We start from the raw sequence: 20,145 nt of genomic DNA on the forward strand, positions 1-20,145 counted from the left end.
TAATCAGTGATTCTATGACGTAAAGCTGCTTCATCTTGTTACAATTGAGAATAGTGTTCCGGATGAAGTGCGGAAATAAGAGGGTGAAATGCGTTTACATTTTTTTAAGAAATATGAACAGTTGTTCAATACCGGTAAATTTTTCCCGAGACCAATTGTTGTTAAAGCAGATGGATTGTTATATTCCGTGTATGAACCGGGTTGTTCTACCCCGACTGTTCATTAAATTTGTATGTCTTAAAATCATCAATTGAAACACACCATCCTGGCTCTTATTATTACCTGGTGCATCGGTTTTGCAAATGCACAACAGAAGCCATTGCAGTTTCAATTTACGCAGTACACTCCTGCTGCAGGGCTTGGATCTTATGAAGTGAACTCAGTAACGCAGGATAAAAATGGTTATATCTGGATTGCTACGGCTGCCGGCCTGCAGCGCTTTGACGGCGTTCGCTATAAAACTTTTTTGCATGACAAAAACGATCCTGCATCATTACCCTCTAATCTTATTTGGCAATTGTTCATTGATAATGACAACAATCTTTGGGTACTAACAGCAGAAGGTCATATAGGGATTTTTAATACTGATAAGCTTAATTTTCGCAGTGTAGCCATAAAATCAAAAGACCCTAAAAAGATGACCTATACTTTTAAAAAATTAATAAAAGATGATCAGGGAAATGTTTTTTTACTGCTCAGAGGAAGTGAGCTATTTGTATACAATAAAACATTGAATGAGTTTTCTGATGCTGGTAACCTTTTTAAAATAAATCTTGATTGTGGTATTTCCGGGTTTGCTCCGCAACCGGGCACAAAAAAATATTGGTTTGCACGGCAAACAGGCGGTTTTATGGTATACAATGCAGCAACCGGAAAACTAAGTACCCCTGAAGATAATATTGAAAAAGAACCTACAGTTGATGCATTCAATACAAAGTTTGCATATTATCATTTGTTCTTTGATAAATCCGGAAGGTTATGGTACAGCGATTGGCAGGGTTTCTCGCCATATATTGCCTGCTACGATGTTATAAATAACAAACCAGTCACCGGTAAAATTTATTTCAATGATGCGCTCAAAATTTATTATGAACTCGAAGGCAATTTTCAGCAGGAGGATGGATCTATTTGGGTGATGGGCGCAAAAGTTTTCGCAAGGTATCGTGAAAAAGAAAAAGATTTCCAGGTAGTACGCAACGGTTATCTTAATGATCGCAGTATTGTTTATGAATATATCCGTTGCCTTTTTGAAGACAGGGAAAAAAATATTTGGGTAGCCACCAGCAATAACGGTTTATACCGTTTTAATCCTAAACAGGAATTTTTTACCAATATCAGTCATACTAACCGGGCTACACAACAAATTGGAAGTGGCAGTTTATTATCTTTCATTCAAACTAAATGGGGAACCATTTTTGCCGGCGCCTGGGGCGATGGTCTTTATCATTATGATAAAGATCTCAATAAGATCCCTATTAATATAAAAGGTATTAATGAAAAAGACAATTTCATCCCCTGGTCCATGTTTGCATCGGGTGATAAAAAAACGATCTGGATGACCGCACAACCGGGGCTTTATAAAATAAACCAGGATACAAGAACTGCCGAATATTATAATCCCCCGATTTTACAATACAGAACAATACGACAGGTTGTTGAAGATAAAAATGGTGATCTCTGGCTCGGTATGCAGGGTATGGCTGTTTATAAATGGAGAAGAAACAAACGAACCGGGACACTTGCTGATGAACCGGAATATTTTCCCGGAATTCCAAAAACAACGATCAATAAAATTTCTATTGACTCAAAAGGATTGGTCTGGGTGGCTACCCCTGGAAATGGAGTGTATGCCATTAACCCAGACAACAATTCGGTTCAGATGCATTTCGGTACACAGGGAGTAAATGAAATGAAGTTAGTGGACGATGGATTTTCATCTGTTGTTGAATATAATGACAGCCTGATGGTTTTTACTACAACCAATCGTATTTACGTTTATAATCGTTTGCAAAAACAAATTTTCAATGTTGGCAGTGCAGAACAAATCTCAGGTTATATAGGTGCTGTTGAAAAAGATAAGAATGGTTATCTCTGGATCGGTACATCAACAGGACTTTTCCGTATCAATATCCGAAAAGGTGTATTTATCCGGTTTGACAGGCACGATGGAATAGAGAATGATAATTTTACACTGGCTGCATCTACGCAATTACCTGATGGACGGCTACTTTTCGGTAGCAGTGAACAGTTCATTGCTTTCAATCCTGATAAAGTTGTAATTAATACATCATCACCCGAAGTAGTTATTACAAATTTTGAGGTAATGAATAAACCGTTACTTGTTGATTCACTAAAGCAATTGAATAAAGCAGAATTCAGGTATAATGAAAATTCGTTTGTGATCGAGTTTTCACCATTAGTTTATAGCGGCGCATATCTGCTTAAATATAAATTAGAGAAGCTTGATAAAGACTGGAAGATCGCTGATAAGGATTTTCATGCTGTGTATACTTATGTGCCGTCGGGTAATTATACTTTCATGGTTGCCGCCGTGGATGAGAACGGGCAGTTGATGGAACAGATGACCACTACGCTTAAGATCAAAGTGAAAGCTCCTTTCTGGAAAGCATGGTGGTTTTATAGCCTTGAGATCTTATTGATCGCTGTTCTTCTTTTCTGGTGGGACCGTGAGCGGATGAGCAGAAAAGAAGCTATACAGAAAATGCGGAATGATATTGCTGATAACCTTCACGAGGAAGTAAACAATTCCCTGAACAATATCAATATCCTGAGTGAGATGGCAAGAAAGAAGGCCGATACCGATCCCCAAAAATCAAAAGAATATATTGAACAGATACATACCAAGAGCCATAATATGATCATAGCGGTGGATGATATGCTGTGGAGTATTGATCCGTCGAATGATAATATGGAACGAACTGTTGAACGCATGAAAGAATATATTGACTCACTGAAGAACCGTCATGAAGTCGAAATTGATTTACTCGTAGATAAAAAAGTAGAGAACCTCGAACTGAACATGAAATTGCGGCATGAAGCATTTGTAATGTTTAAAGACGGAATTAAAAGCCTTGTTGATGCAGGTACAAAATTCTGCCAGATACATATCGGGCTTGAAAGCAGCCGCATGATATTTACTATTCAATTTGATAATGATGGTTGCGATATGCAGCAATTGCACAACCTGCTGCACCGCCAGGATATGGAAAAAAGACTTGCAGCCATCGGTGCTACATTAAAAGTAGAAGTACATAAAAGCAGTTCGCTGATCGTATTGCAAATACCGGTATTGTGATGGTAAGAATAGATATTTGATATTGGGATATTAGATATTTAAGCTAATCCAAAATAAAGATTCAGTATTTATCTTACAACGTTTATTTTTCATTGACTCCTGACTCCTGACTCCTGACTCCTGACTTCCCTACTTCCCTACTTCCCCATCCACTTCTTAAACTCTGTTACTTTTTCCCGGCTTACTAATGCTTCTTTATCAACTGCAGGATTCAACTGGAGAATTAAACGGTTGCCAAAATAATCTTCGATCTTTTCAATGCAACCAACGGATACAAAAAAGGAGCGGCTGATACGGAAATAAATTTCAGGATCAAGCATTTCTTCCAGCTCATCCATAGTATAGTCTACTACATATTTTTTATTATCCTTTGTTTTGAAAAAATTCAGGCGGCCATCACTGTAAAAATAAGTGATCTCGTCGCAGCCAATTGACACAAGCTTCTGTGCATGTTTCACCAAAAAACGCTTCCGATGCTCTTTTGGCTGTAGTTTTTGTTTCAGTTCTTTTACCAAGCTTTCAATACTCAGATCTTTACCGGCAGTTTCGGGACTACCGAATGCCGATTTTAGTTTTTTAAACTTATTCAAAGCTGCTTCAAGATCTTCCTTTTGTACCGGCTTCAGCAGGTAATCAACACTATTTACTTTAAAAGCTTTTAATGCAAACTCATCATAAGAAGTAGTGAAAATGACCGGGCTTTTTACTTCAGTAAGATTAAATATTTCAAAGCTTTGTCCATCGGAAAGTTCAATATCCATTAGTATCAGATCCGGTGGGTTATTTTCCTGCAGCCATTCTACAGCTGATTGTATACTATCGGCTGTACCTACCACTGTTGCATTTTCATCTACTGATTGCAATGTTTTCTGTAATTTCTTTACGGCTAATTCCTCATCTTCTATTATCAGGACTTTCATATTGTGTGTGTTAAATGGTGAATGATCTATACTATTTGCAACTTACCGTCAATTTTTGTTTGCTGCATACTGTTGTTCCAGATAAGTGGCAATACCACGGTAAAATTCTTTCCATCTTCAATTACCTGGAACCCGTTTTGCTGAAGCAATTTATACTTTGATTTAATATTCTCCAGTCCTACTTTACCACTTGGCACTTTCATCGACCGGCGCTGCAGGTTATTATTTACTACCAATTTATTACCAGCTGCAGTAAAAATATCAATGATCAGCGGTTTGTTTTTTGAAAGAACATTATGCTTCACTACGTTTTCTACCAGCAACTGGAGAGTGAGTGATGGCATCAGATACGGTTCATATCGTTTATCAATATCGATACTCAGTTTTACAGCTTCGCCATGTCTTGTTTGCAAAAGTTGGTAATAAGACTGGATAAATTTTATCTCGTTTTCAACCGTACTCAATCCGCTTTCATTATTGCGCAATAAATACCGGTATACTTTGCTCAGTTCATCAAGGAATTTTTCGGCCTTCTTTTTATCTTCAGTAATGAGTGATGATAAAGTATTAAAACAATTAAAAAGAAAATGCGGGTTTACCTGGTTCTTCAGGTTGTCAAATTCATGGTGAATAGATAATTGATGCAGTTGCTCTTTTTCCTGTACCGTTTCTTTATAACGTCCCAGGTAAAAATCAGACTCGTACAATGTTTCAAAAACAAGGTTGATACAAAATCCCATGAGCAGGCAGAGCTTTAGATCTTCGGGATTATCCTGGTAACCTAATATGCCAAAGCCGGCATATACATAATAAATGGACGCCACACCCAGCCCCATACAGGGAACAATAAACAAAATATTAAAAAGAACTCTCTTTGTTGTTTGCCGCAATTCGGGGTAATGATATTTTATATAATTTCCCAATATCACCTGGACTCTCCAGATACAGAAACCACCAACAATTATCAATGGGAACGAGATCAGCCATATATTAATATCCTTAAATAACCTTTCATCAAACAAAATATAATTCGCCAGCACATCAATAAAAGGCATTGATGTAATAAAGGTAAAGCGTTGCAGCTTTGTGGGCTTCATCCAGGTTTTCATACAGCTACCTCCTCTTCTTGTGTTATTAATGGAAGATAAATACAGCATTCATCTTCTCTTTCTTCAATTACTACAGCCGGTTGATTAAGCAGGGTATACTTTTTTACAAGGTTATCCAGTTCCTGGTCATAGCCCATCGGTTCGGTCAATGCTTTCGCCTGGCGGTTATAACTCACACATATCTTCTCAGGACATTCGCAACCAAGTGTTACAATGAGGGGATTGCTTTTACTGATGGTGTTTTGACTAAATGCATTTTCAATTAATGTCTGCAGCGCAAGAGCAGGAACTAATTTACCTTTTGTATGTTCACCTACATTCACATGTATCTTTAATCCATCACCAAATCTTGATTCCAACAAGTATTGATAGGATTCGATAAATTTCAATTCCTCTTCCACCGTTACCAATTGTTCATCATCGCTGCGGAGCATATACCGGTAAACCTTGGTCATTTCATTCAGAAATTTTTCTGCTTTGTCTTCATCTTCACAGATCAGGCTTGAAAGTGTATTTAAGCTATTAAAAAGAAAATGGGGGTTCACCTGGCTTTTTAATCCATGGAGCTGGCTTTGTTTAAATGTTTTTTTCAACTGTTCCGTTTCTTTCAGGTTACGGCGCCAGTCTTCAAATCTTGAAATACCCTCCAGTAATAGTGTAAGGAAAATATTTACAATCGCCATGCTGATATAGGCCCAGATAAATCCATGCTCATTGAAACGATAATCGTAAAAGTGAAATGCTTCATAACCCCTGAACAATAACAACAGGAATAAACCCGTCATCGTTACAAATGTGAGGATCATCAGGGTGATCTTCAGTGTAGCCTGGTGTTCATGAGGAAATCGTTTTTTCATTAATACCGCAACAGTTCCACAAAGGATAAAATAAAGACTGAAGGCAATTGCTGTTATCACGGTTGAAGAAAGAAAAAACAACCAGTTCTGAAAATATTGGGTACCAAAAAGCACCGCATTCATGATGATGGTAAGGGGTAGCACAATAATCGCCAGTACCATATAATCCTTGCCGCTATATTGAGGAAGTTTGAGCTTCATAACCATATACAAATTACCATCTTTTATTGATTCGAGCAGGCTGGTATTGATTGGTTTGTCAGGGGGGGCGGATGAATTGGAGAAAAGCAGGACTGAACTGGAAAACAAATGTTAGGGGGCAATCAATTGCCAGTAAAGGGCCGGTTAAATATATCCCGGCCGGGATTAAATTTCAGCCGGGACATATCCTGAAAATTATGCTGCCTTAGCAGCGTTATTCAATAGTGAATTAAAATAAGCATCAAACCTGGGTTTGTTTTTTATCAACCAGCTTTCAAAGGTTTGCATCGCAGGATTCATTTCATAGCTTTCCATCAGGTCGGCCCAGCGGTTGGGAATAAATAAACGCTGCACTTCAAACATATCGGCAAGTTCTTCCGCACCCGAAAAACCAAACGCTGCATAATCATCTCTCGGTATGTACTTGTAAAAAATATCTCTTTTTAAAACTTCCGACATCAGGTCTGCATAATCACTACAGCTATCATCTGCACCCACGGCGCCAACTGTTCTCCCGATATATTTAACCGGGTTATTAAAAGTAGTTGCAACAATTCCACCAGTATCTTCTACACTCGTCATCGCCAACCGGGTGGATCCTTGCGGAAAACCAAAATAAAATTCATTGCCCACACCTTTTTGTAAAGGGAAAAGGTTAAAAAAGTTTTCGTAATAAAAAGACATATGAATAAATGTAGCCGGAACATCTAACCATTCAGCATAATTCTGCAATTCTGCTTTCAGATCATATTGCGGAACAGCAAATGCTCCCCTGCTTAGTCTATAATAATTAGGCAAACTATGCATTACAAAATGTTTGATACCTGATTGCTGAACTGCATGAATAAGATTTTCCCCCTGGCTATATTCTTTTGCAAAATGCTCCCAGAAATTAGTAACACCGAATACACCATAACAATCTTTCATGGCACGCAGCAGGCTGAATATATCATCCAAATCGCCGGTTACTACCTGGGCGCCTGCATTTCTTAATGCAATAACTTTTTCTGATGAAGCATTACGTGTAAGAATGCGGACAGTAAATTTATCTTCAGCCAATAAGGTTCGTGCAACGCTGCCACCTTGCGCACCGGTAGCACCGGTAACTAAAATGATTGGTTTCTGTTTCATGATTAATGGTTTTTAATTACTCCGAAGCAATCCCCGGACTGATTATTTTAATTCTGAAAAAGGTTTGGGTGCCGCCACTACATTATGTACAGGCTTAGTTGATTTCAAATAAGCGAAAATGGATTTCAGATCATCATCGCTGAAATTTTTATAAACAAACCATGGCATAGGTGGCAATAAAGGACGGGTATTATCAAGACCTTTGTATTTTCCTTCACGCAATGCTTTAAGAAACTGTTCTTCTTTCCAGTTGCCAATACCTGTTGCATCGCTGCTTATGTTAGCAGCATAAGATTGGCCCCATGGACCGACCGCAGATGTAAGATCTGGTGCAAACATCATCCAGCCTTTTTTAATTTCTCCTGTATTTACAGAAGGCAATTGAGCTGTTGAAGGAGAACCGGAAAATCTTAGTTCTGAAATTATTTCAGGTCCTTGTGCCCCCATTTTTTTAGGTGAATGACAATCATCGCAGCCCACAGCGTTAACAAGATATTCGCCGCGTTTTATTTTTTCTTCCTGTGTCATCGGTTTAGGTTGTTCAGGATTATTGTCACCACTGCTTATAGCATACATGATAACGGTTGCTGCAATGCTTAATGTAACAATGCCCGTGGTTAAGGTAGTTTTCTTCATAAAAGAGGTTTAAGGTTGGTTAATGATTTTGAAGCAAGATAAAAGTTGAAATAAATGAAGGCAATGAAGAGATGAATGAATTGATACAAGCCCTGCATGAAGTGATGAAAAAAAAGAAGGCCCCACTAGAAAGCGGGGCCGTAGTAACATGAGAAAACCAAATACTGTACTGCTATGAGAATAAAAGAGCTAAAATCATTTAAATCAGAAATGATAAGGTTAATGGTATTTTAGTTTCTGACCTTTAATGACAACACAAAGAAACATGGCAGCACTGAATTATTTTAGTATAACCTATTGAACTGTCAGTTTTGATTAGTAAACGGCACAAAATCCTGAATGAATCGTTTTGAAGAGAGCCGGAAAAAGATGATTTCTACTGGTAACTTCTCTCAACAATGAATGGATTGGCTCCTGTAGATAAAATTTTGTCGTGGAAAGTCCATTCTCCTATTTTTGCACCCCCATGGGGGTTTAGCTCAGCTGGCTAGAGCGTTTGCATGGCATGCAAAAGGTCACCGGTTCGACTCCGGTAACCTCCACAAAGGTTCTGAATACTCAGAACCTTTTTTGTTTTTAAAATCAAGACGGCTCAAGACAGTTTCAATTCCCTTTTTTACTACTTTCAACGCAGATAATTAAAGCAAATGTTTAGTCTTAAAAATAAAACAGCGGTAGTAACAGGAGGTGGCAGTGGTATCGGGAAAGCAATTGCCGTTCTTTTTGCAAAACAAGGAGCAACCGTTCATATTCTTGAGTTAAATGCAGAAACTGCTGAAGCAACAGCAAATGAAATAAAAGACGCAGGCGGAATTGCTCATGCACATGCTTGCAATGTAGTGGATCAAAAAAATGTTGTTGACCTGTTTGAAAAAATTGGCACACTTAATATTCTTGCTAATGTTGCCGGCATTGCGCATGTTGGAAAAGCAGATACAACCGGTGAAGCAGATTTTGATAAAGTAATGCTGGTAAATGTAAAAGGAGTTTACAATTGTATTTATGCTGCTATACCTCAGCTTAGAAAAGCAGGCGGCGGTTCTATTATGAATATGGCTTCTATTGCAGCACTGGTTGGTATACCCGATCGGTTTGCATACAGTACAGCCAAAGGTGCAGTGATGGCAATGACATTGAGTGTAGCAAAAGATTATATCGCAGAAAGCATCCGTTGCAATTCTATTTCACCGGCAAGAGTGCACACACCATTTGTAGATGGCTTTTTAAAAAATAATTATGCCGGTAAAGAACAAGAAATGTTTGATAAACTTTCTAAAACGCAACCAATAGGAAGAATGGGGACACCGGACGAAATAGCTGCACTGGCATTATACCTCTGCAGTGATGAAGCTTCTTTTATTACAGGTTGTGATTACCCTATTGATGGTGGATTTGTAAAATTGAATAACTAAATAAAGATTGAAATGAAACTAATACGATTTGGCGAACCCGGTAATGAAAGACCTGGTATAATTATTAATGATAACTGGCTCGATGTATCAGACTACATTGATGAGTATGATGAGGAGTTTTTTGAAAATGATGGCATTAAACTGCTGAACAAACTTGTTCATGAAGCGGAGTTCAAGCCTGTTCCAAAAAATACAAGATTGGGTTCACCTGTTGCCAGGCCATCAAAAATTATTTGCATCGGTTTGAATTATTCTGACCATGCAAAAGAAAGTAATATGCAATTACCTCCGGAGCCTGTTGTATTCTTTAAAGCGACATCTGCTATCGTTGGACCGAATGATGATCTTATTATTCCTAAAAACAGTAAAAAGACAGATTGGGAAGTAGAGCTTGCAATTGTAATTGGTAAAAAAGCAAGTTATGTAAGTGAAGCTGATGCGCTGAATTATGTTGCCGGTTATGTACTGCATAATGATTACAGTGAAAGAGAATTTCAACTGGAACGCAGCGGACAATGGGTAAAAGGAAAAAGCTGTGATACTTTTGCACCTCTTGGCCCCTTTCTTGCTACGCAGGATGAAATAGCTGATGTAAATGATCTTCACCTCTGGTTAACTGTGAATGGAAAAATGATGCAGGATGGTAATACAAAAAATCTTGTATTCAATGTTCCGCATCTTGTCTCCTATCTCAGCCAGTTTATGAGTTTATTGCCTGGTGATATTATTTCAACAGGTACTCCTGCCGGAGTTGGACTCGGGCAAAAACCAGAACCTGTTTATATCAAAGCAGGAGATGTGATAGAATTAGGAATTGATGGATTGGGAAGTAGTAAACAAACTGCAGTTGCATGGAAATGATTAGCAGATTTGCGAATGTGCGGATTAGCGAATTAAAGAAAATGTATGAAAAAATTTTGTCTCGCCCTAGATTTGAAAGCTGATCTTAAACTGATAACAGAATACGAGCAGTACCATAAAAATGTTTGGCCGGAAATAATTAAAAGCATCAAAGACTCCGGTATTGAAGTACTGGATATTTATAGAACGGGCAACAGGATGTTTATGATCATTGAAGCAAAAGATGATTTTAGTTTTGAAAAGAAAGCTGCAATGGATAACTCTAATCCGAAAGTGCAGGAATGGGAAGAACTGATGTGGAAATTCCAACAAGCACTACCATGGGCGAAGGAAGGAGAAAAATGGATTTTGATGGAAAAGATTTTTAGTTTGGATTAGTTTAATAGGATCCAGTAGTCAGGATTCAGAATTCAGTAGTAATAAGAACGAACCTACTTTACTTTCATTAACATTAAACATAACTTTATGAGTCCTGCAAAGAACTTTACTGATTTGATTGTTTGGCAGAAAACTCACTTATTTGTTTTAGCTACATATAAATACACTATGAAATTTCCAAAAGAGGAAATTTATGCATTGACTTCCCAGTTTAGAAGGGCTGCAGTATCAATTGCGGCAAATATTGCAGAAGGTTTTAAGAAAATATCAAATAAGGATAAGATCAAGTATTATAATATTTCGCAAGGTTCACTTGAGGAATGCCAGTATTATCTTATTCTTGCAACAGATTTAAACTATGGAGAGAATACACAATTGATGGGTCAAATAGAAGAGATTAGCAAAATACTTGATTCTTATATTTCATCAATTGAAACAAACTCCGGCTTCTGAATCCTGACTACTGAATCCTGAATTCTTTTTTATGACAATTGATACACACGTTCATTTCTGGAAATATGATAAAGTAAGAGATTCATGGATCACTGATAACATGAAGATCTTAAAGCAGGATTATTTACCGGAACATTTGATCCAATCACTCAAAAGAAATGATATTGATGGATGCGTAGCAGTACAGGCAAGTCAAACTGAATACGAAACACATTTTCTCACAGAGCTTGCAAAAACACATTCAGAAATAAAAGGCGTTGTAGGTTGGGTTGATCTGCAAAATGAAAACGTTGAACAACGCCTTGAATATTTTTCTCAATACTCTATCATCAAAGGATGGCGGCATATAGTACAAAGCGAACCAGAAGATTTTTTGCTGCGTGATAATTTTCAAAGAGGAATCAGGGCCTTGGCAAAATATGATTGCACTTATGATATCCTTATCTATCATCATCAACTAAAACCGGCACTGGAGTTTGTTTCAAAATTTCCGGGGCAGAAATTCATCATTGATCATTGTGGTAAACCGGATATCAAAACAAAAAATATTGACGAATGGAGTAAGTTGGTGAAAGAAATGGCAAAGCACCCTAATGTTCATTGCAAAATTTCAGGGTTACTTACTGAAGCAAACTGGAAAACATGGAGTGCAAAAGATTTTTATCCTTATCTCGATACAGTGTTTGATGCATTCGGTACAGATCGTTTACTATTTGGTAGTGATTGGCCGGTGATGCTGCTCTCCGGTATTTATGTACAATGGAAAAGTTTATTGGAAAAATACATGGAAAATTTTACTGAAGACGACAGGCAAAAAGTATTTGGAGAAAATGCGGTTGCGTTTTATAACTTATAATTGAAAGAGATTGTGGGCTAAAGCCCAATTTATTTTTGTTTGTATTTTATATCCCCGGCCTAAAGGCCAGGGCAAAAAAATCTAACTTGCTCCAGTCTGAATTGCTCCAGCCTGAATTGCTCCGGCCTTCAGGCCGGAGAACAAAAAAAATAATAACTCATAAATATGGATCTACATTTAAAAGACAAGATCATTATTGTAACAGGTGGCGCCAAGGGAATTGGTGCTGGCATTGTAAAAGTATTGGCAGCAGAAGGAGCTATTCCTGTAGTTGTAGGCAGAAATGCTAATGACAATGAAGCAATACTGAAAGAGATCGGCGCAAATGGTTTTGCAGTAGCAGCTGAACTCACCGATCCCAATGAATGTAAAAAAGCAGTAGATGAAACGATAAAAAAATTTGGTCGTATTGACGGAGTAGTTAATAATGCCGGTGTAAACGACGGCGTAGGTATTGAAACCGGTGATTATGAAAAATTCATTGCATCACTGCATAAAAACCTGGTGCATTATTATCTTATCGTTCATCATGCATTGCCTGAATTGAAAAAATCAAAAGGCGCCATTGTAAATATCGGGAGCAAAGTGGCCGTAACAGGACAAGGCAATACTTCTGCTTATGCTGCCAGCAATGGCGGACGCAATGCACTCACAAGAGAATGGGCAGTTGATCTGTTGAAATATGGAATAAGAGTAAACGCTGTTGAAGTAGCAGAATGTTACACTCCTTTATATGATAAATGGATCAAGACACTACCCAACCCCGAAGAAAAACTAAGATCCATCACCGATAAAATTCCTTTGGGAAAAAGAATGACAACTGCTGAAGAAATTGCCAATATGGTTGCGTTCCTGCTTTCAGAAAAATCATCTCATACTACCGGTCAATTAATATATGTAGATGGCGGTTATACACATTTAGACAGGGCCTTGTTATAAACTACTACTCATTGCAATAAATATTTTTTTATTCATCAAATAGTTTTGATCATGAAAAAACTACTGCTTAGCTGCACTTTCATTTTAATGATAAGCATGCTGGTTGCTCAAAACAACACATGCACCGATTCCTGCGAGTTTAAAATGAAAGAGTACCCGATCCTTTTTCAACAGCGGGCCGCTGAATACCGTGCATTATGCTACCAGGCTTTTAATCTCGCTGCTTTAAGATTAAGTATGTTGCCAAAAACAAACACCCGGAGAGCTATCATTACTGATCTTGATGAGACCATACTCGATAATAGTTACCAGCAAGCCGAATTGATCGTCAATAACCAACCTTATACCGGCAAATCGTGGAAGGAATGGACAGATAAGTCAGCGGCGACCGGCGTACCCGGCGCTGTTGAGTTTTTACAAAAAGCAAAACAAAAAGGCATCACCATTTTTTATATCAGCAACCGGGATACAACTGAAGTAAAAAGCACTCTACTCAATTTGCAAAAATTAAAATTACCGAACGCTGATGCTGCTCATATGCTCTTTTTATCCGGTACCTCTTCCAAAGAAGCAAGGCGTCAACTGGTGATGAAAAAATACAATGTAGTAATGTTGCTGGGCGATAACCTGAATGATTTTATGCAGGCATTTGAAAAGAAGAACATAACTGATCGCTTTGCCGAAACAGATAAAGTAAAAGCTGAATGGGGCAAAAAATTTATTGTAATACCCAATGCTGCATATGGGGAATGGGAAAATGCGATCTATGATTATGAAAGAAATTTATCGCCAGAACAAAAAGAAGCAAAACGAAAGGAAAAAATTATTCTCCCACCAGGAGAATAAGCCGAATAGCGAACAGAACGTACAAGTGTGCGACGCAACAGACGATGATAGTAGCATAAAGCTAAGTCCATAAAAATTTAACCGCAAAGGCGCAAAGTTTATCGCATAGACGCAAAGAGATTTCGACTATTGTAAATTCCTTTGCTTACTTAGCGGCTCTTAGCGTCTTTGCGGTTAAATAAAAAATCCCGGCAAAACCAGGATTCATTTATAATTCATAACCTGCCTGCCGGCAGGCAGGCTCATAGTTCATCATTCAAAAACTCACTCCCCCCAAATATTATCCTCTCCCTTCAGCCATCTCTTTACCAACTCAGTCGTAACTGATTTTGGTCTTTCAATCGGGAAGCCTAATGCACGGCTCCAGATAAGGCTGGCCATTACACCGAGTGCACGGCTTACACCAAACAGCACTGTGTAATAATCAAATTCCTTCATACCGAAATGTACAAGCAATGCACCACTATGTGCATCCACATTTGGCCACGGATTTTTTATTTTACCTAGAGATTGTAATATCGGTGGCACTGTATCATACACATTCCATACAGTCTGCACCAGTTTATCATCCGGCATATGTTTTTTTCCAAACTCCATCTGTGCAGTAAAACGTGGATCGGTTTTGCGCAGCACGGCATGACCATAACCCGGCACCACTTTTCCCTGGCTCAATGTCTTCTTTACATATTCTGCGATCTGATCTTTTGTAGGTAGATCGGTATTCAGTTCTTCCTGCATTTCATATATCCATTTTATCACTTCCTGATTAGCGAGGCCATGCAAAGGACCAGCCAACCCGTTCATACCAGCTGCAAGACTCAAATAGGGATCGCTTAATGCACTACCCACCAAATGTGTAGCATGTGCACTCACATTACCACCTTCATGATCGGCATGAATGGTCATATATAAACGCATCAGTTCTTTGAACTCTTCATTTTCATAACCGAGCATATGGGCAAAATTGCCGGCCCAGTCAAGCAAACCATTCGGTTGAATATGCTTTCCATCTTTATACTTGCGGCGATAGATATAAGCAGCCACACGGGGCAGGCGGGCAATAAGGTCCATAGAATCATCAAACACAGCATCCCAATAATCTTTTTTATTCATGCCCTCGGAATAGCGTTTCTGAAAATGACTTTCTGTTTGCAACGCCATAATGGCCACTACAAACTGCGTCATCGGGTGGCTACTTACTGGCAATGCCTCGATCGCTTCAAACACATGGCTCGGCACATGACTGCGGCGTTGCCATACATTGGTAACGTGGTTCACTTCATCCTGTGTCGGTAAGGTTCCAATCAACATTAAGTGAAACAACCCTTCTGGCAATGGCTCCGAACCACCGGGAGCTTTAGGCAGTTTATCACGCAGTTCAGGAATGGAATAACCGCGGAAGCGGATACCTTCCTGCGAATCGAGCAATGAAGTTTCGCTTACCAGCCCGGTAATGCCACGCATACCCTGGTAGGCCTGCGATAGTGTCACCTCTCCTATTACTTTATTGCCATGCTCTTTCAGTATGTCTTTTATTTCGGCGCCGGCCGCATCTGCTTTCTGCTTAAACGTATCTTTTAAAACGCCCATCTTAAATTGCTTTTATAGTCTGTGGAGTAATTTCGTTGGATTGCCTCAAAGGTAACAGATGAAGGGTGGGTGGCAAAATTTGGAAAATGATTTGGGGCTGTGGGCAGGATGATACTGATCAGCTTCAGTTCCGGCTGGAGTTTATCCCGCTGCAAGCGGGACTATACCTCCGCTTCGCTTCGGTGCCACTTTTATCCGGCAGCCTTTGGGCTGAAGGAATTCTGTTCGGCAATGATTTAGGAATTAATTTAAATTTGGAAGAAGGCATTACATAAATAAATTAGCAGCCGCCATTATTTCGACCACTTCAAGTATGACACTTTACGACAGATACATTAATGGACAAACAGAACAAGTTTACCAAGATATTTACGCTTTGGGACAAGACGCATTTTTGCCAGCCAATTTGCAGGACATTGAAAAAGTGTTGACAGAAACTTTTCAAAGAGTTGCGTATAATCTTGAGATAATTTATTCCGAACTTAAAAACATCGACTATCTCTTCAAGACAAGATTTGAATATAATTTTCAACGTCCATTAGTCAAACCTTTGGCGAACACCGAACAATTTTTGGAGAAGTTAGAAATTGCGGTTAAACCTTTTGGGTTTGTGCCGCTGTCTCTGAAAATGTTTTATAGAATTGTTGGTGCTTGTAATTTTGGTGGGACTATGATACCAACGAAGATTTTATTTGGGAATGTGCAGACCCGATACAAATAGTAAGCCTTGACGACCTTGTTGCAGAAGTATCAGATAGATACAATTTAAACAACATGAAAGATTATTATGAAGATGATGGCTTTGTTTCATTGCAACTTTCAGCTGACTATTTACATAAAGACAATATTAGTGGTGGACAACCTTATTCTTTGCAACTCACACCAACACCAAGTATTGACGGACAATTTCTATACGAAGAACATAACACGACATTCATAAATTATTTGAGAATATGCTTTGACAATTGTGGATTCTCTAGAATTACAAATCTTGAATATGATAAGGATTATGAGGTTTATTTTGATAAAGTGAACCCGCAATTAAAGCCAATATAAAGGCAAAATGAAAAAAATGACTCTTAAATATTTTCTTCTTGCCTTGATACTTTCTTCTTGTGCGGCTACTAACGAAAGCTTTGACAAAAGAAAATACAGGAAATCAAAAATTCTTGCAACATATACAGGAATGGCGAACGAACTTCAGGACGGGTATTTGCTTTTAAAAGAGAACGGTTATTTCAAATTCTATCAAAAATTATGGCTTATAGTAAGCATTAAACAAGGAGAAAACATTGGACGATATTCTCAAACTAATGACACTTTGTATCTTAATTGGCTTGACACTGACCCTAAAGAAATCAAATACTACCTATCCAGTAAATGTGTTATTGACTCTACAACTAAAACTTTGTGGTTTATTGATGAAGCAACCAACGAAAGGCTTTGGGGACTTGGACAGAAAACGAAAAAATAATGTATCCAAATCTGTGACCGATGTAATTCTTTCCTCAAATTGTGTAACAATTATTACGATTAAGGCATGACTTTCGTAGTGTAGAATAAATAAAATCAAATGTCATGACAACAAGTAACGACGTTGCAACAGCAGGAAAACAAAAAACAATTACAATTAAAAGATTGTTTGATCTTCCAATTACTACAGTTTGGAGAGCATGGACATTCCCGGACGATTGTAAAAAATGGTGGGGTCCTAAAGAATATACCTGCCCTGAGTGCATAATTGACTTTAAAGTGGGTGGCAAATATTTAAGTTGCATGAAGTCTGCAGATGGAAAAGAAATTTGGTCAACAGGCAGGTATAAAGAAATTATACCCCTGCGAAAAATTGTATTGACAGACAGTTTTGCCGATAGCGAAGGCAATATAGTTCCTGCTTCTTTTTATAATATGCCCGGGGAATGGGATCAGGAGCTTCTGATAACAGTAGAATTTGAAGAAGTAGATAGAAAAACAAATATGACGCTTCAACATGCCGGTCTTCCAGTTGAAATAGCGGATGATTGTATTGCCGGATGGCAGTCATCGTTTGATAAGTTAGAAAGCAACGTAGAATAAGAAATTTTGAAGTAGCAGGGAGACTCTAATCTCCCTTTTATAAATTCTTGAAAACGGTTTATATTTAAATTAGACATGCCATCACCATTAACCGACCAAAACTTTCACCTTATTTTGCAACAGAAGACAGGTTTTGAACATTACTAAATAAACAATTATTTTAAAGTAATTATTCCAAGATCTGTTACTGCACCAGCAGTTACTCTTATATCATTAATAACATAAACACTGTAAGCTGTATTAGCCGGTACAATCCTTACATCATAATCTCCTGCAGGCACTGAGTTGGGTAATATTTCCCCTTTCTCAGATAAAAATAATTTCAGCGTAACATTTCCGTATAAATAAACTGTGGCTTTTGCATCAGGTGGTAAAATAGTACCAGTAACTGAACCATAACCTTCCGGATCATCACCGGCTACCAAACTAGAACCGCTATTACTACTATTGGTAGTTTTATTTTCATTAATACTTTCTTTGTTGCAACCGGCGAGTATAAAAAATGAAAAGACTCCAATTGCTGCTGTGCGTATAAATATTGACTTTTTCATAAACTGGTTTTTGTTTAACGTTAATTTATTCATTGGTCATAAGCCAAACACTGTGCCTATTCCATCAATCCTGAACTTTTGAATGAAACACAGACATTTAGGTTAACTAATCAGTTTTACTTTACTAGACAAATAATCCACAACATGTGTTTACAAAAAATATCCGGCGCAACATCAGAAAAACTTTGTTTATCCTCTGAAATAACAAAGGAAGTAATGGTTATTTTTTTCCTTTGTATTTTAGTTGATCTTAGAAACAAAAATTGAATTCAACCAGCTATTATAAACTCGACAACCCTGCCTGGCATTCTTTACAGGAAACACATAAGCATTTTGCTATCGGCAATGATGCATTCAAACGCTACCAGCCGGCAATTGTTTCTTTTGCTGCTTTTGATCCCAATAAAAAAGATGCATTTTCTGAAATGGATAACTGGATGCAACCTGAAGAATCTTTTTTTTCTTATTGGAGAGTTCTCTGGATTACCATCGAATTATTTTGTTGAAACAGTTTTACCCTGTGCACAGATGGTTTGCAAGACTGAGATCAAAACAAACATTACAACTCCAATACAAACTTTAAGTGAAAAAGATGATGACGAGATGATCGCATTAATTAATAAAACATTGCCCGGCTATTATCTTCGGGGCACAAGGCTCATGGGAGATTATTATGGCATCCGTGTAAATGGCGAATTGGTTGCCATGACAGGGGAACGAATGCGAATGAATGGATTAACAGAGATAAGCGCTGTGGTTACTCATCCGGATTTTACAGGACGTGGTTATGCGCAGCAGCTTGTTGCACATACAAGCAATAAAAATTTAGCAGCAGGCATCATTCCGTTTCTGCATACAGGTTCTGATAATGAACGGGCCATAAAAATTTATGAGTTGCTGGGATATAAAACAAGAAGGATCATTGATTTTACCCGGATAAAAAGAATGGAATAATATTAGTATGCGAAACGAATTAGACATGCATATATAATTCTTACCTTTCCTATATGCGTAAACTTCTTCTGCAAGTTGCTGTCAGCCTGGATGGATTTATTAATGGCCCAAAAGGTGAGTATGACTGGTGTTTTACAGACCAGGATTATGGTATGTCTGATTTTTTCAAACGTATTGATGCAGTATTCATGGGCCGTAAAAGTTATGACCTTACACAAGCTGTGCAAGATGAACTGCCACCCGGTTTTCCTCAACTCAAAGAATATGTTTTCTCTAATACACTTGATACAGTTAAGGAAGATGCTGTATTGCTAAGAGGTGATATAAAAACCAAGGTGGAAGAAATAAAAAGCAGTGAAGGAAAAGATATTTGGTTATTCGGAGGCGCAGGAATTATTTCCGAACTAATGAATATGGAATTGGTGGATGAATTGATACTAGCTGTTCATCCAATAATCCTAGGAGGCGGCACACCCTTATTTAAAAATATTAATGAAAGAACCTGGCTTAATTTAACTGATACTAAAACATATCCCAACGGACTTTTAATGCTTACTTATACCTTAAAGAAATAATTCAGACATGAATAATGAAAGATGTTTTGAATTTACGCCTTGTATTTTTTTATCTTTCCCTCATGCAAGCTTATATCGCCATCAGCTATAATAAAAGAAAACAACTGCAAACCGAACTTGATGCAATCAAAGAAGTATTGAAACAATATTCGATTATCCCTTTTGTCTTTGTTGATAATTATAATTTCGATGCTAAGCAGGAAAAAGAAATGATGCAGGCTGCATTCGCTGAGATCAATAAATGTGATTTACTGATTGCTGAAGTTTCAGACAAGGCCATTGGCATCGGTATTGAAGTGGGTTATGCAAAAGCAAAGAAGAAAACTATCATTTACCTGAGAGCCGTCGGCGCAGAACATTCTACCACAATCGGCGGTACAACAGACTGCACCATCATTTACAATAGTACCGTTGATTTAAAATCCCGGCTGAAATCATTTTTACATTCGCGAAATACATAACTTTAGTAAACCAGGTTAAGGCA

At 38.0% G+C, this 20,145-nt stretch carries 21 protein-coding genes, 1 tRNA gene and 1 pseudogene; 16 read left to right on the top strand and 7 right to left on the bottom strand.

Going from position 1 to position 20,145, the window contains the following annotated elements; genetic code table 11:
* The first annotated feature begins 250 nt into the window (after positions 1 to 250).
* Positions 251 to 3,316 carry a hypothetical protein gene (locus E6H07_00060; protein TMI64346.1) on the top strand — a complete coding sequence of 1,022 codons (3,066 nt, stop codon included), beginning with the start codon at positions 251 to 253 and terminating at the stop codon, positions 3,314 to 3,316.
* Positions 3,317 to 3,453: 137 nt separating this feature from the next.
* Here E6H07_00060 and E6H07_00065 read toward each other — a convergent pair whose 3' ends face one another.
* From E6H07_00065 to E6H07_00085, 5 genes are all read right to left on the bottom strand, one after another.
* Positions 3,454 to 4,236 (bottom strand): response regulator transcription factor, encoded by a 783-nt coding sequence (locus E6H07_00065; protein TMI64347.1) that lies wholly within the window; start codon positions 4,234 to 4,236, stop codon positions 3,454 to 3,456.
* A gap of 26 nt (positions 4,237 to 4,262) precedes the next feature.
* The gene (locus E6H07_00070) at positions 4,263 to 5,393 is read right to left on the bottom strand and encodes a hypothetical protein (protein TMI64348.1); all 1,131 of its coding nucleotides are present in this window, start codon (positions 5,391 to 5,393) and stop codon (positions 4,263 to 4,265) included.
* On the bottom strand, positions 5,342 to 6,409 hold the full coding sequence (locus tag E6H07_00075) for a hypothetical protein (protein TMI64349.1): 1,068 nt from the start codon (positions 6,407 to 6,409) through the stop codon (positions 5,342 to 5,344). The genes E6H07_00070 and E6H07_00075 overlap by 52 nt, the downstream gene beginning before the upstream one ends.
* A gap of 189 nt (positions 6,410 to 6,598) precedes the next feature.
* Positions 6,599 to 7,534, bottom strand: a complete 936-nt coding sequence (locus E6H07_00080) for an NmrA/HSCARG family protein (GenBank protein TMI64350.1) — start codon at positions 7,532 to 7,534, stop codon at positions 6,599 to 6,601.
* A gap of 42 nt (positions 7,535 to 7,576) precedes the next feature.
* Positions 7,577 to 8,170 carry a c-type cytochrome gene (locus tag E6H07_00085; GenBank protein ID TMI64351.1) on the bottom strand — a complete coding sequence of 198 codons (594 nt, stop codon included), beginning with the start codon at positions 8,168 to 8,170 and terminating at the stop codon, positions 7,577 to 7,579.
* 468 nt (positions 8,171 to 8,638) lie between these two features.
* Here E6H07_00085 and E6H07_00090 point away from each other — a divergent pair.
* The 8 genes from E6H07_00090 to E6H07_00125 all read left to right on the top strand — a co-directional run bounded on the left by E6H07_00090 (position 8,639) and on the right by E6H07_00125 (position 13,915).
* Positions 8,639 to 8,715 (top strand) — tRNA-Ala (locus E6H07_00090).
* A 102-nt stretch (positions 8,716 to 8,817) separates the two neighbouring features.
* Positions 8,818 to 9,582 (top strand): SDR family oxidoreductase, encoded by a 765-nt coding sequence (locus tag E6H07_00095; protein TMI64352.1) that lies wholly within the window; start codon positions 8,818 to 8,820, stop codon positions 9,580 to 9,582.
* A gap of 12 nt (positions 9,583 to 9,594) precedes the next feature.
* Positions 9,595 to 10,443, top strand: coding sequence for a fumarylacetoacetate hydrolase family protein (locus E6H07_00100; GenBank protein ID TMI64353.1), 849 nt, complete (start codon positions 9,595 to 9,597; stop codon positions 10,441 to 10,443).
* 45 nt (positions 10,444 to 10,488) lie between these two features.
* Positions 10,489 to 10,821 carry an L-rhamnose mutarotase gene (locus E6H07_00105; protein ID TMI64354.1) on the top strand — a complete coding sequence of 111 codons (333 nt, stop codon included), beginning with the start codon at positions 10,489 to 10,491 and terminating at the stop codon, positions 10,819 to 10,821.
* A gap of 87 nt (positions 10,822 to 10,908) precedes the next feature.
* On the top strand, positions 10,909 to 11,274 hold the full coding sequence (locus E6H07_00110; protein TMI64355.1) for a four helix bundle protein: 366 nt from the start codon (positions 10,909 to 10,911) through the stop codon (positions 11,272 to 11,274).
* Positions 11,275 to 11,305: 31 nt separating this feature from the next.
* Positions 11,306 to 12,130, top strand: a complete 825-nt coding sequence (locus E6H07_00115) for an amidohydrolase (GenBank protein ID TMI64356.1) — start codon at positions 11,306 to 11,308, stop codon at positions 12,128 to 12,130.
* A 165-nt stretch (positions 12,131 to 12,295) separates the two neighbouring features.
* On the top strand, positions 12,296 to 13,069 hold the full coding sequence (locus tag E6H07_00120) for an SDR family oxidoreductase (protein ID TMI64357.1): 774 nt from the start codon (positions 12,296 to 12,298) through the stop codon (positions 13,067 to 13,069).
* A 51-nt stretch (positions 13,070 to 13,120) separates the two neighbouring features.
* A complete protein-coding gene (locus E6H07_00125; GenBank protein ID TMI64358.1) occupies positions 13,121 to 13,915 on the top strand; it encodes a 5'-nucleotidase, lipoprotein e(P4) family in 795 nt (264 codons plus the stop codon).
* Between the two features lie 264 nt (positions 13,916 to 14,179).
* Here E6H07_00125 and E6H07_00130 read toward each other — a convergent pair whose 3' ends face one another.
* Positions 14,180 to 15,505, bottom strand: coding sequence for a citrate (Si)-synthase, eukaryotic (locus tag E6H07_00130; GenBank protein ID TMI64359.1), 1,326 nt, complete (start codon positions 15,503 to 15,505; stop codon positions 14,180 to 14,182).
* Between the two features lie 86 nt (positions 15,506 to 15,591).
* Here E6H07_00130 and E6H07_00135 point away from each other — a divergent pair, with 86 nt between their 5' ends.
* From E6H07_00135 to E6H07_00150, 4 genes and pseudogenes are all read left to right on the top strand, one after another.
* Positions 15,592 to 15,780 (top strand): hypothetical protein, encoded by a 189-nt coding sequence (locus E6H07_00135; GenBank protein TMI64360.1) that lies wholly within the window; start codon positions 15,592 to 15,594, stop codon positions 15,778 to 15,780.
* Positions 15,781 to 15,818: 38 nt separating this feature from the next.
* A pseudogene (locus E6H07_00140) lies at positions 15,819 to 16,561 on the top strand (hypothetical protein).
* A gap of 7 nt (positions 16,562 to 16,568) precedes the next feature.
* Positions 16,569 to 16,979, top strand: coding sequence for a hypothetical protein (locus tag E6H07_00145; protein TMI64361.1), 411 nt, complete (start codon positions 16,569 to 16,571; stop codon positions 16,977 to 16,979).
* Positions 16,980 to 17,083: 104 nt separating this feature from the next.
* Complete coding sequence (locus tag E6H07_00150) at positions 17,084 to 17,581, top strand: SRPBCC domain-containing protein (protein TMI64362.1); 498 nt, start codon at positions 17,084 to 17,086, stop codon at positions 17,579 to 17,581.
* A gap of 155 nt (positions 17,582 to 17,736) precedes the next feature.
* On the opposite strand, the gene E6H07_00155 is transcribed toward E6H07_00150, so the two are convergent.
* Positions 17,737 to 18,132: a hypothetical protein gene (locus E6H07_00155; protein TMI64363.1), complete on the bottom strand. Its 396-nt coding sequence runs from the start codon at positions 18,130 to 18,132 to the stop codon at positions 17,737 to 17,739.
* 345 nt (positions 18,133 to 18,477) lie between these two features.
* Here E6H07_00155 and E6H07_00160 point away from each other — a divergent pair, with 345 nt between their 5' ends.
* The 3 genes from E6H07_00160 (at position 18,478) to E6H07_00170 (ending at position 20,122) form a co-directional block, all read left to right on the top strand.
* Positions 18,478 to 19,086, top strand: a complete 609-nt coding sequence (locus E6H07_00160) for a GNAT family N-acetyltransferase (protein TMI64364.1) — start codon at positions 18,478 to 18,480, stop codon at positions 19,084 to 19,086.
* A gap of 53 nt (positions 19,087 to 19,139) precedes the next feature.
* Positions 19,140 to 19,661 (top strand): dihydrofolate reductase, encoded by a 522-nt coding sequence (locus E6H07_00165; GenBank protein TMI64365.1) that lies wholly within the window; start codon positions 19,140 to 19,142, stop codon positions 19,659 to 19,661.
* A 62-nt stretch (positions 19,662 to 19,723) separates the two neighbouring features.
* A complete protein-coding gene (locus E6H07_00170; GenBank protein TMI64366.1) occupies positions 19,724 to 20,122 on the top strand; it encodes a hypothetical protein in 399 nt (132 codons plus the stop codon).
* The last annotated feature ends 23 nt before the right edge of the window (positions 20,123 to 20,145 follow it).

The sequence above is a fragment of the Bacteroidota bacterium genome (genome assembly GCA_005882315.1).
Lineage (GTDB): Bacteria > Bacteroidota > Bacteroidia > Chitinophagales > Chitinophagaceae > VBAR01.

Bases quoted from the DNA above. Each gene is read 5' to 3' on its own strand.
- E6H07_00065 (TMI64347.1), bottom strand. From the start codon at position 4,236: ATGAAAGTCCTGATAATAGAAGATGAGGAATTAGCCGTAAAGAAATTA.
- E6H07_00070 (TMI64348.1), bottom strand. From the start codon at position 5,393: ATGCTGTATTTATCTTCCATTAATAACACAAGAAGAGGAGGTAGCTGT.
- E6H07_00075 (TMI64349.1), bottom strand. From the start codon at position 6,409: ATGGTTATGAAGCTCAAACTTCCTCAATATAGCGGCAAGGATTATATG.
- E6H07_00080 (TMI64350.1), bottom strand. From the start codon at position 7,534: ATGAAACAGAAACCAATCATTTTAGTTACCGGTGCTACCGGTGCGCAA.
- E6H07_00085 (TMI64351.1), bottom strand. From the start codon at position 8,170: ATGAAGAAAACTACCTTAACCACGGGCATTGTTACATTAAGCATTGCA.
- E6H07_00095 (TMI64352.1), top strand. From the start codon at position 8,818: ATGTTTAGTCTTAAAAATAAAACAGCGGTAGTAACAGGAGGTGGCAGT.
- E6H07_00100 (TMI64353.1), top strand. From the start codon at position 9,595: ATGAAACTAATACGATTTGGCGAACCCGGTAATGAAAGACCTGGTATA.
- E6H07_00105 (TMI64354.1), top strand. From the start codon at position 10,489: ATGAAAAAATTTTGTCTCGCCCTAGATTTGAAAGCTGATCTTAAACTG.
- E6H07_00110 (TMI64355.1), top strand. From the start codon at position 10,909: ATGAGTCCTGCAAAGAACTTTACTGATTTGATTGTTTGGCAGAAAACT.
- E6H07_00115 (TMI64356.1), top strand. From the start codon at position 11,306: ATGACAATTGATACACACGTTCATTTCTGGAAATATGATAAAGTAAGA.
- E6H07_00120 (TMI64357.1), top strand. From the start codon at position 12,296: ATGGATCTACATTTAAAAGACAAGATCATTATTGTAACAGGTGGCGCC.
- E6H07_00125 (TMI64358.1), top strand. From the start codon at position 13,121: ATGAAAAAACTACTGCTTAGCTGCACTTTCATTTTAATGATAAGCATG.
- E6H07_00130 (TMI64359.1), bottom strand. From the start codon at position 15,505: ATGGGCGTTTTAAAAGATACGTTTAAGCAGAAAGCAGATGCGGCCGGC.
- E6H07_00135 (TMI64360.1), top strand. From the start codon at position 15,592: ATGATTTGGGGCTGTGGGCAGGATGATACTGATCAGCTTCAGTTCCGG.
- E6H07_00145 (TMI64361.1), top strand. From the start codon at position 16,569: ATGAAAAAAATGACTCTTAAATATTTTCTTCTTGCCTTGATACTTTCT.
- E6H07_00150 (TMI64362.1), top strand. From the start codon at position 17,084: ATGACAACAAGTAACGACGTTGCAACAGCAGGAAAACAAAAAACAATT.
- E6H07_00155 (TMI64363.1), bottom strand. From the start codon at position 18,132: ATGAAAAAGTCAATATTTATACGCACAGCAGCAATTGGAGTCTTTTCA.
- E6H07_00160 (TMI64364.1), top strand. From the start codon at position 18,478: ATGATGCATTCAAACGCTACCAGCCGGCAATTGTTTCTTTTGCTGCTT.
- E6H07_00165 (TMI64365.1), top strand. From the start codon at position 19,140: ATGCGTAAACTTCTTCTGCAAGTTGCTGTCAGCCTGGATGGATTTATT.
- E6H07_00170 (TMI64366.1), top strand. From the start codon at position 19,724: ATGCAAGCTTATATCGCCATCAGCTATAATAAAAGAAAACAACTGCAA.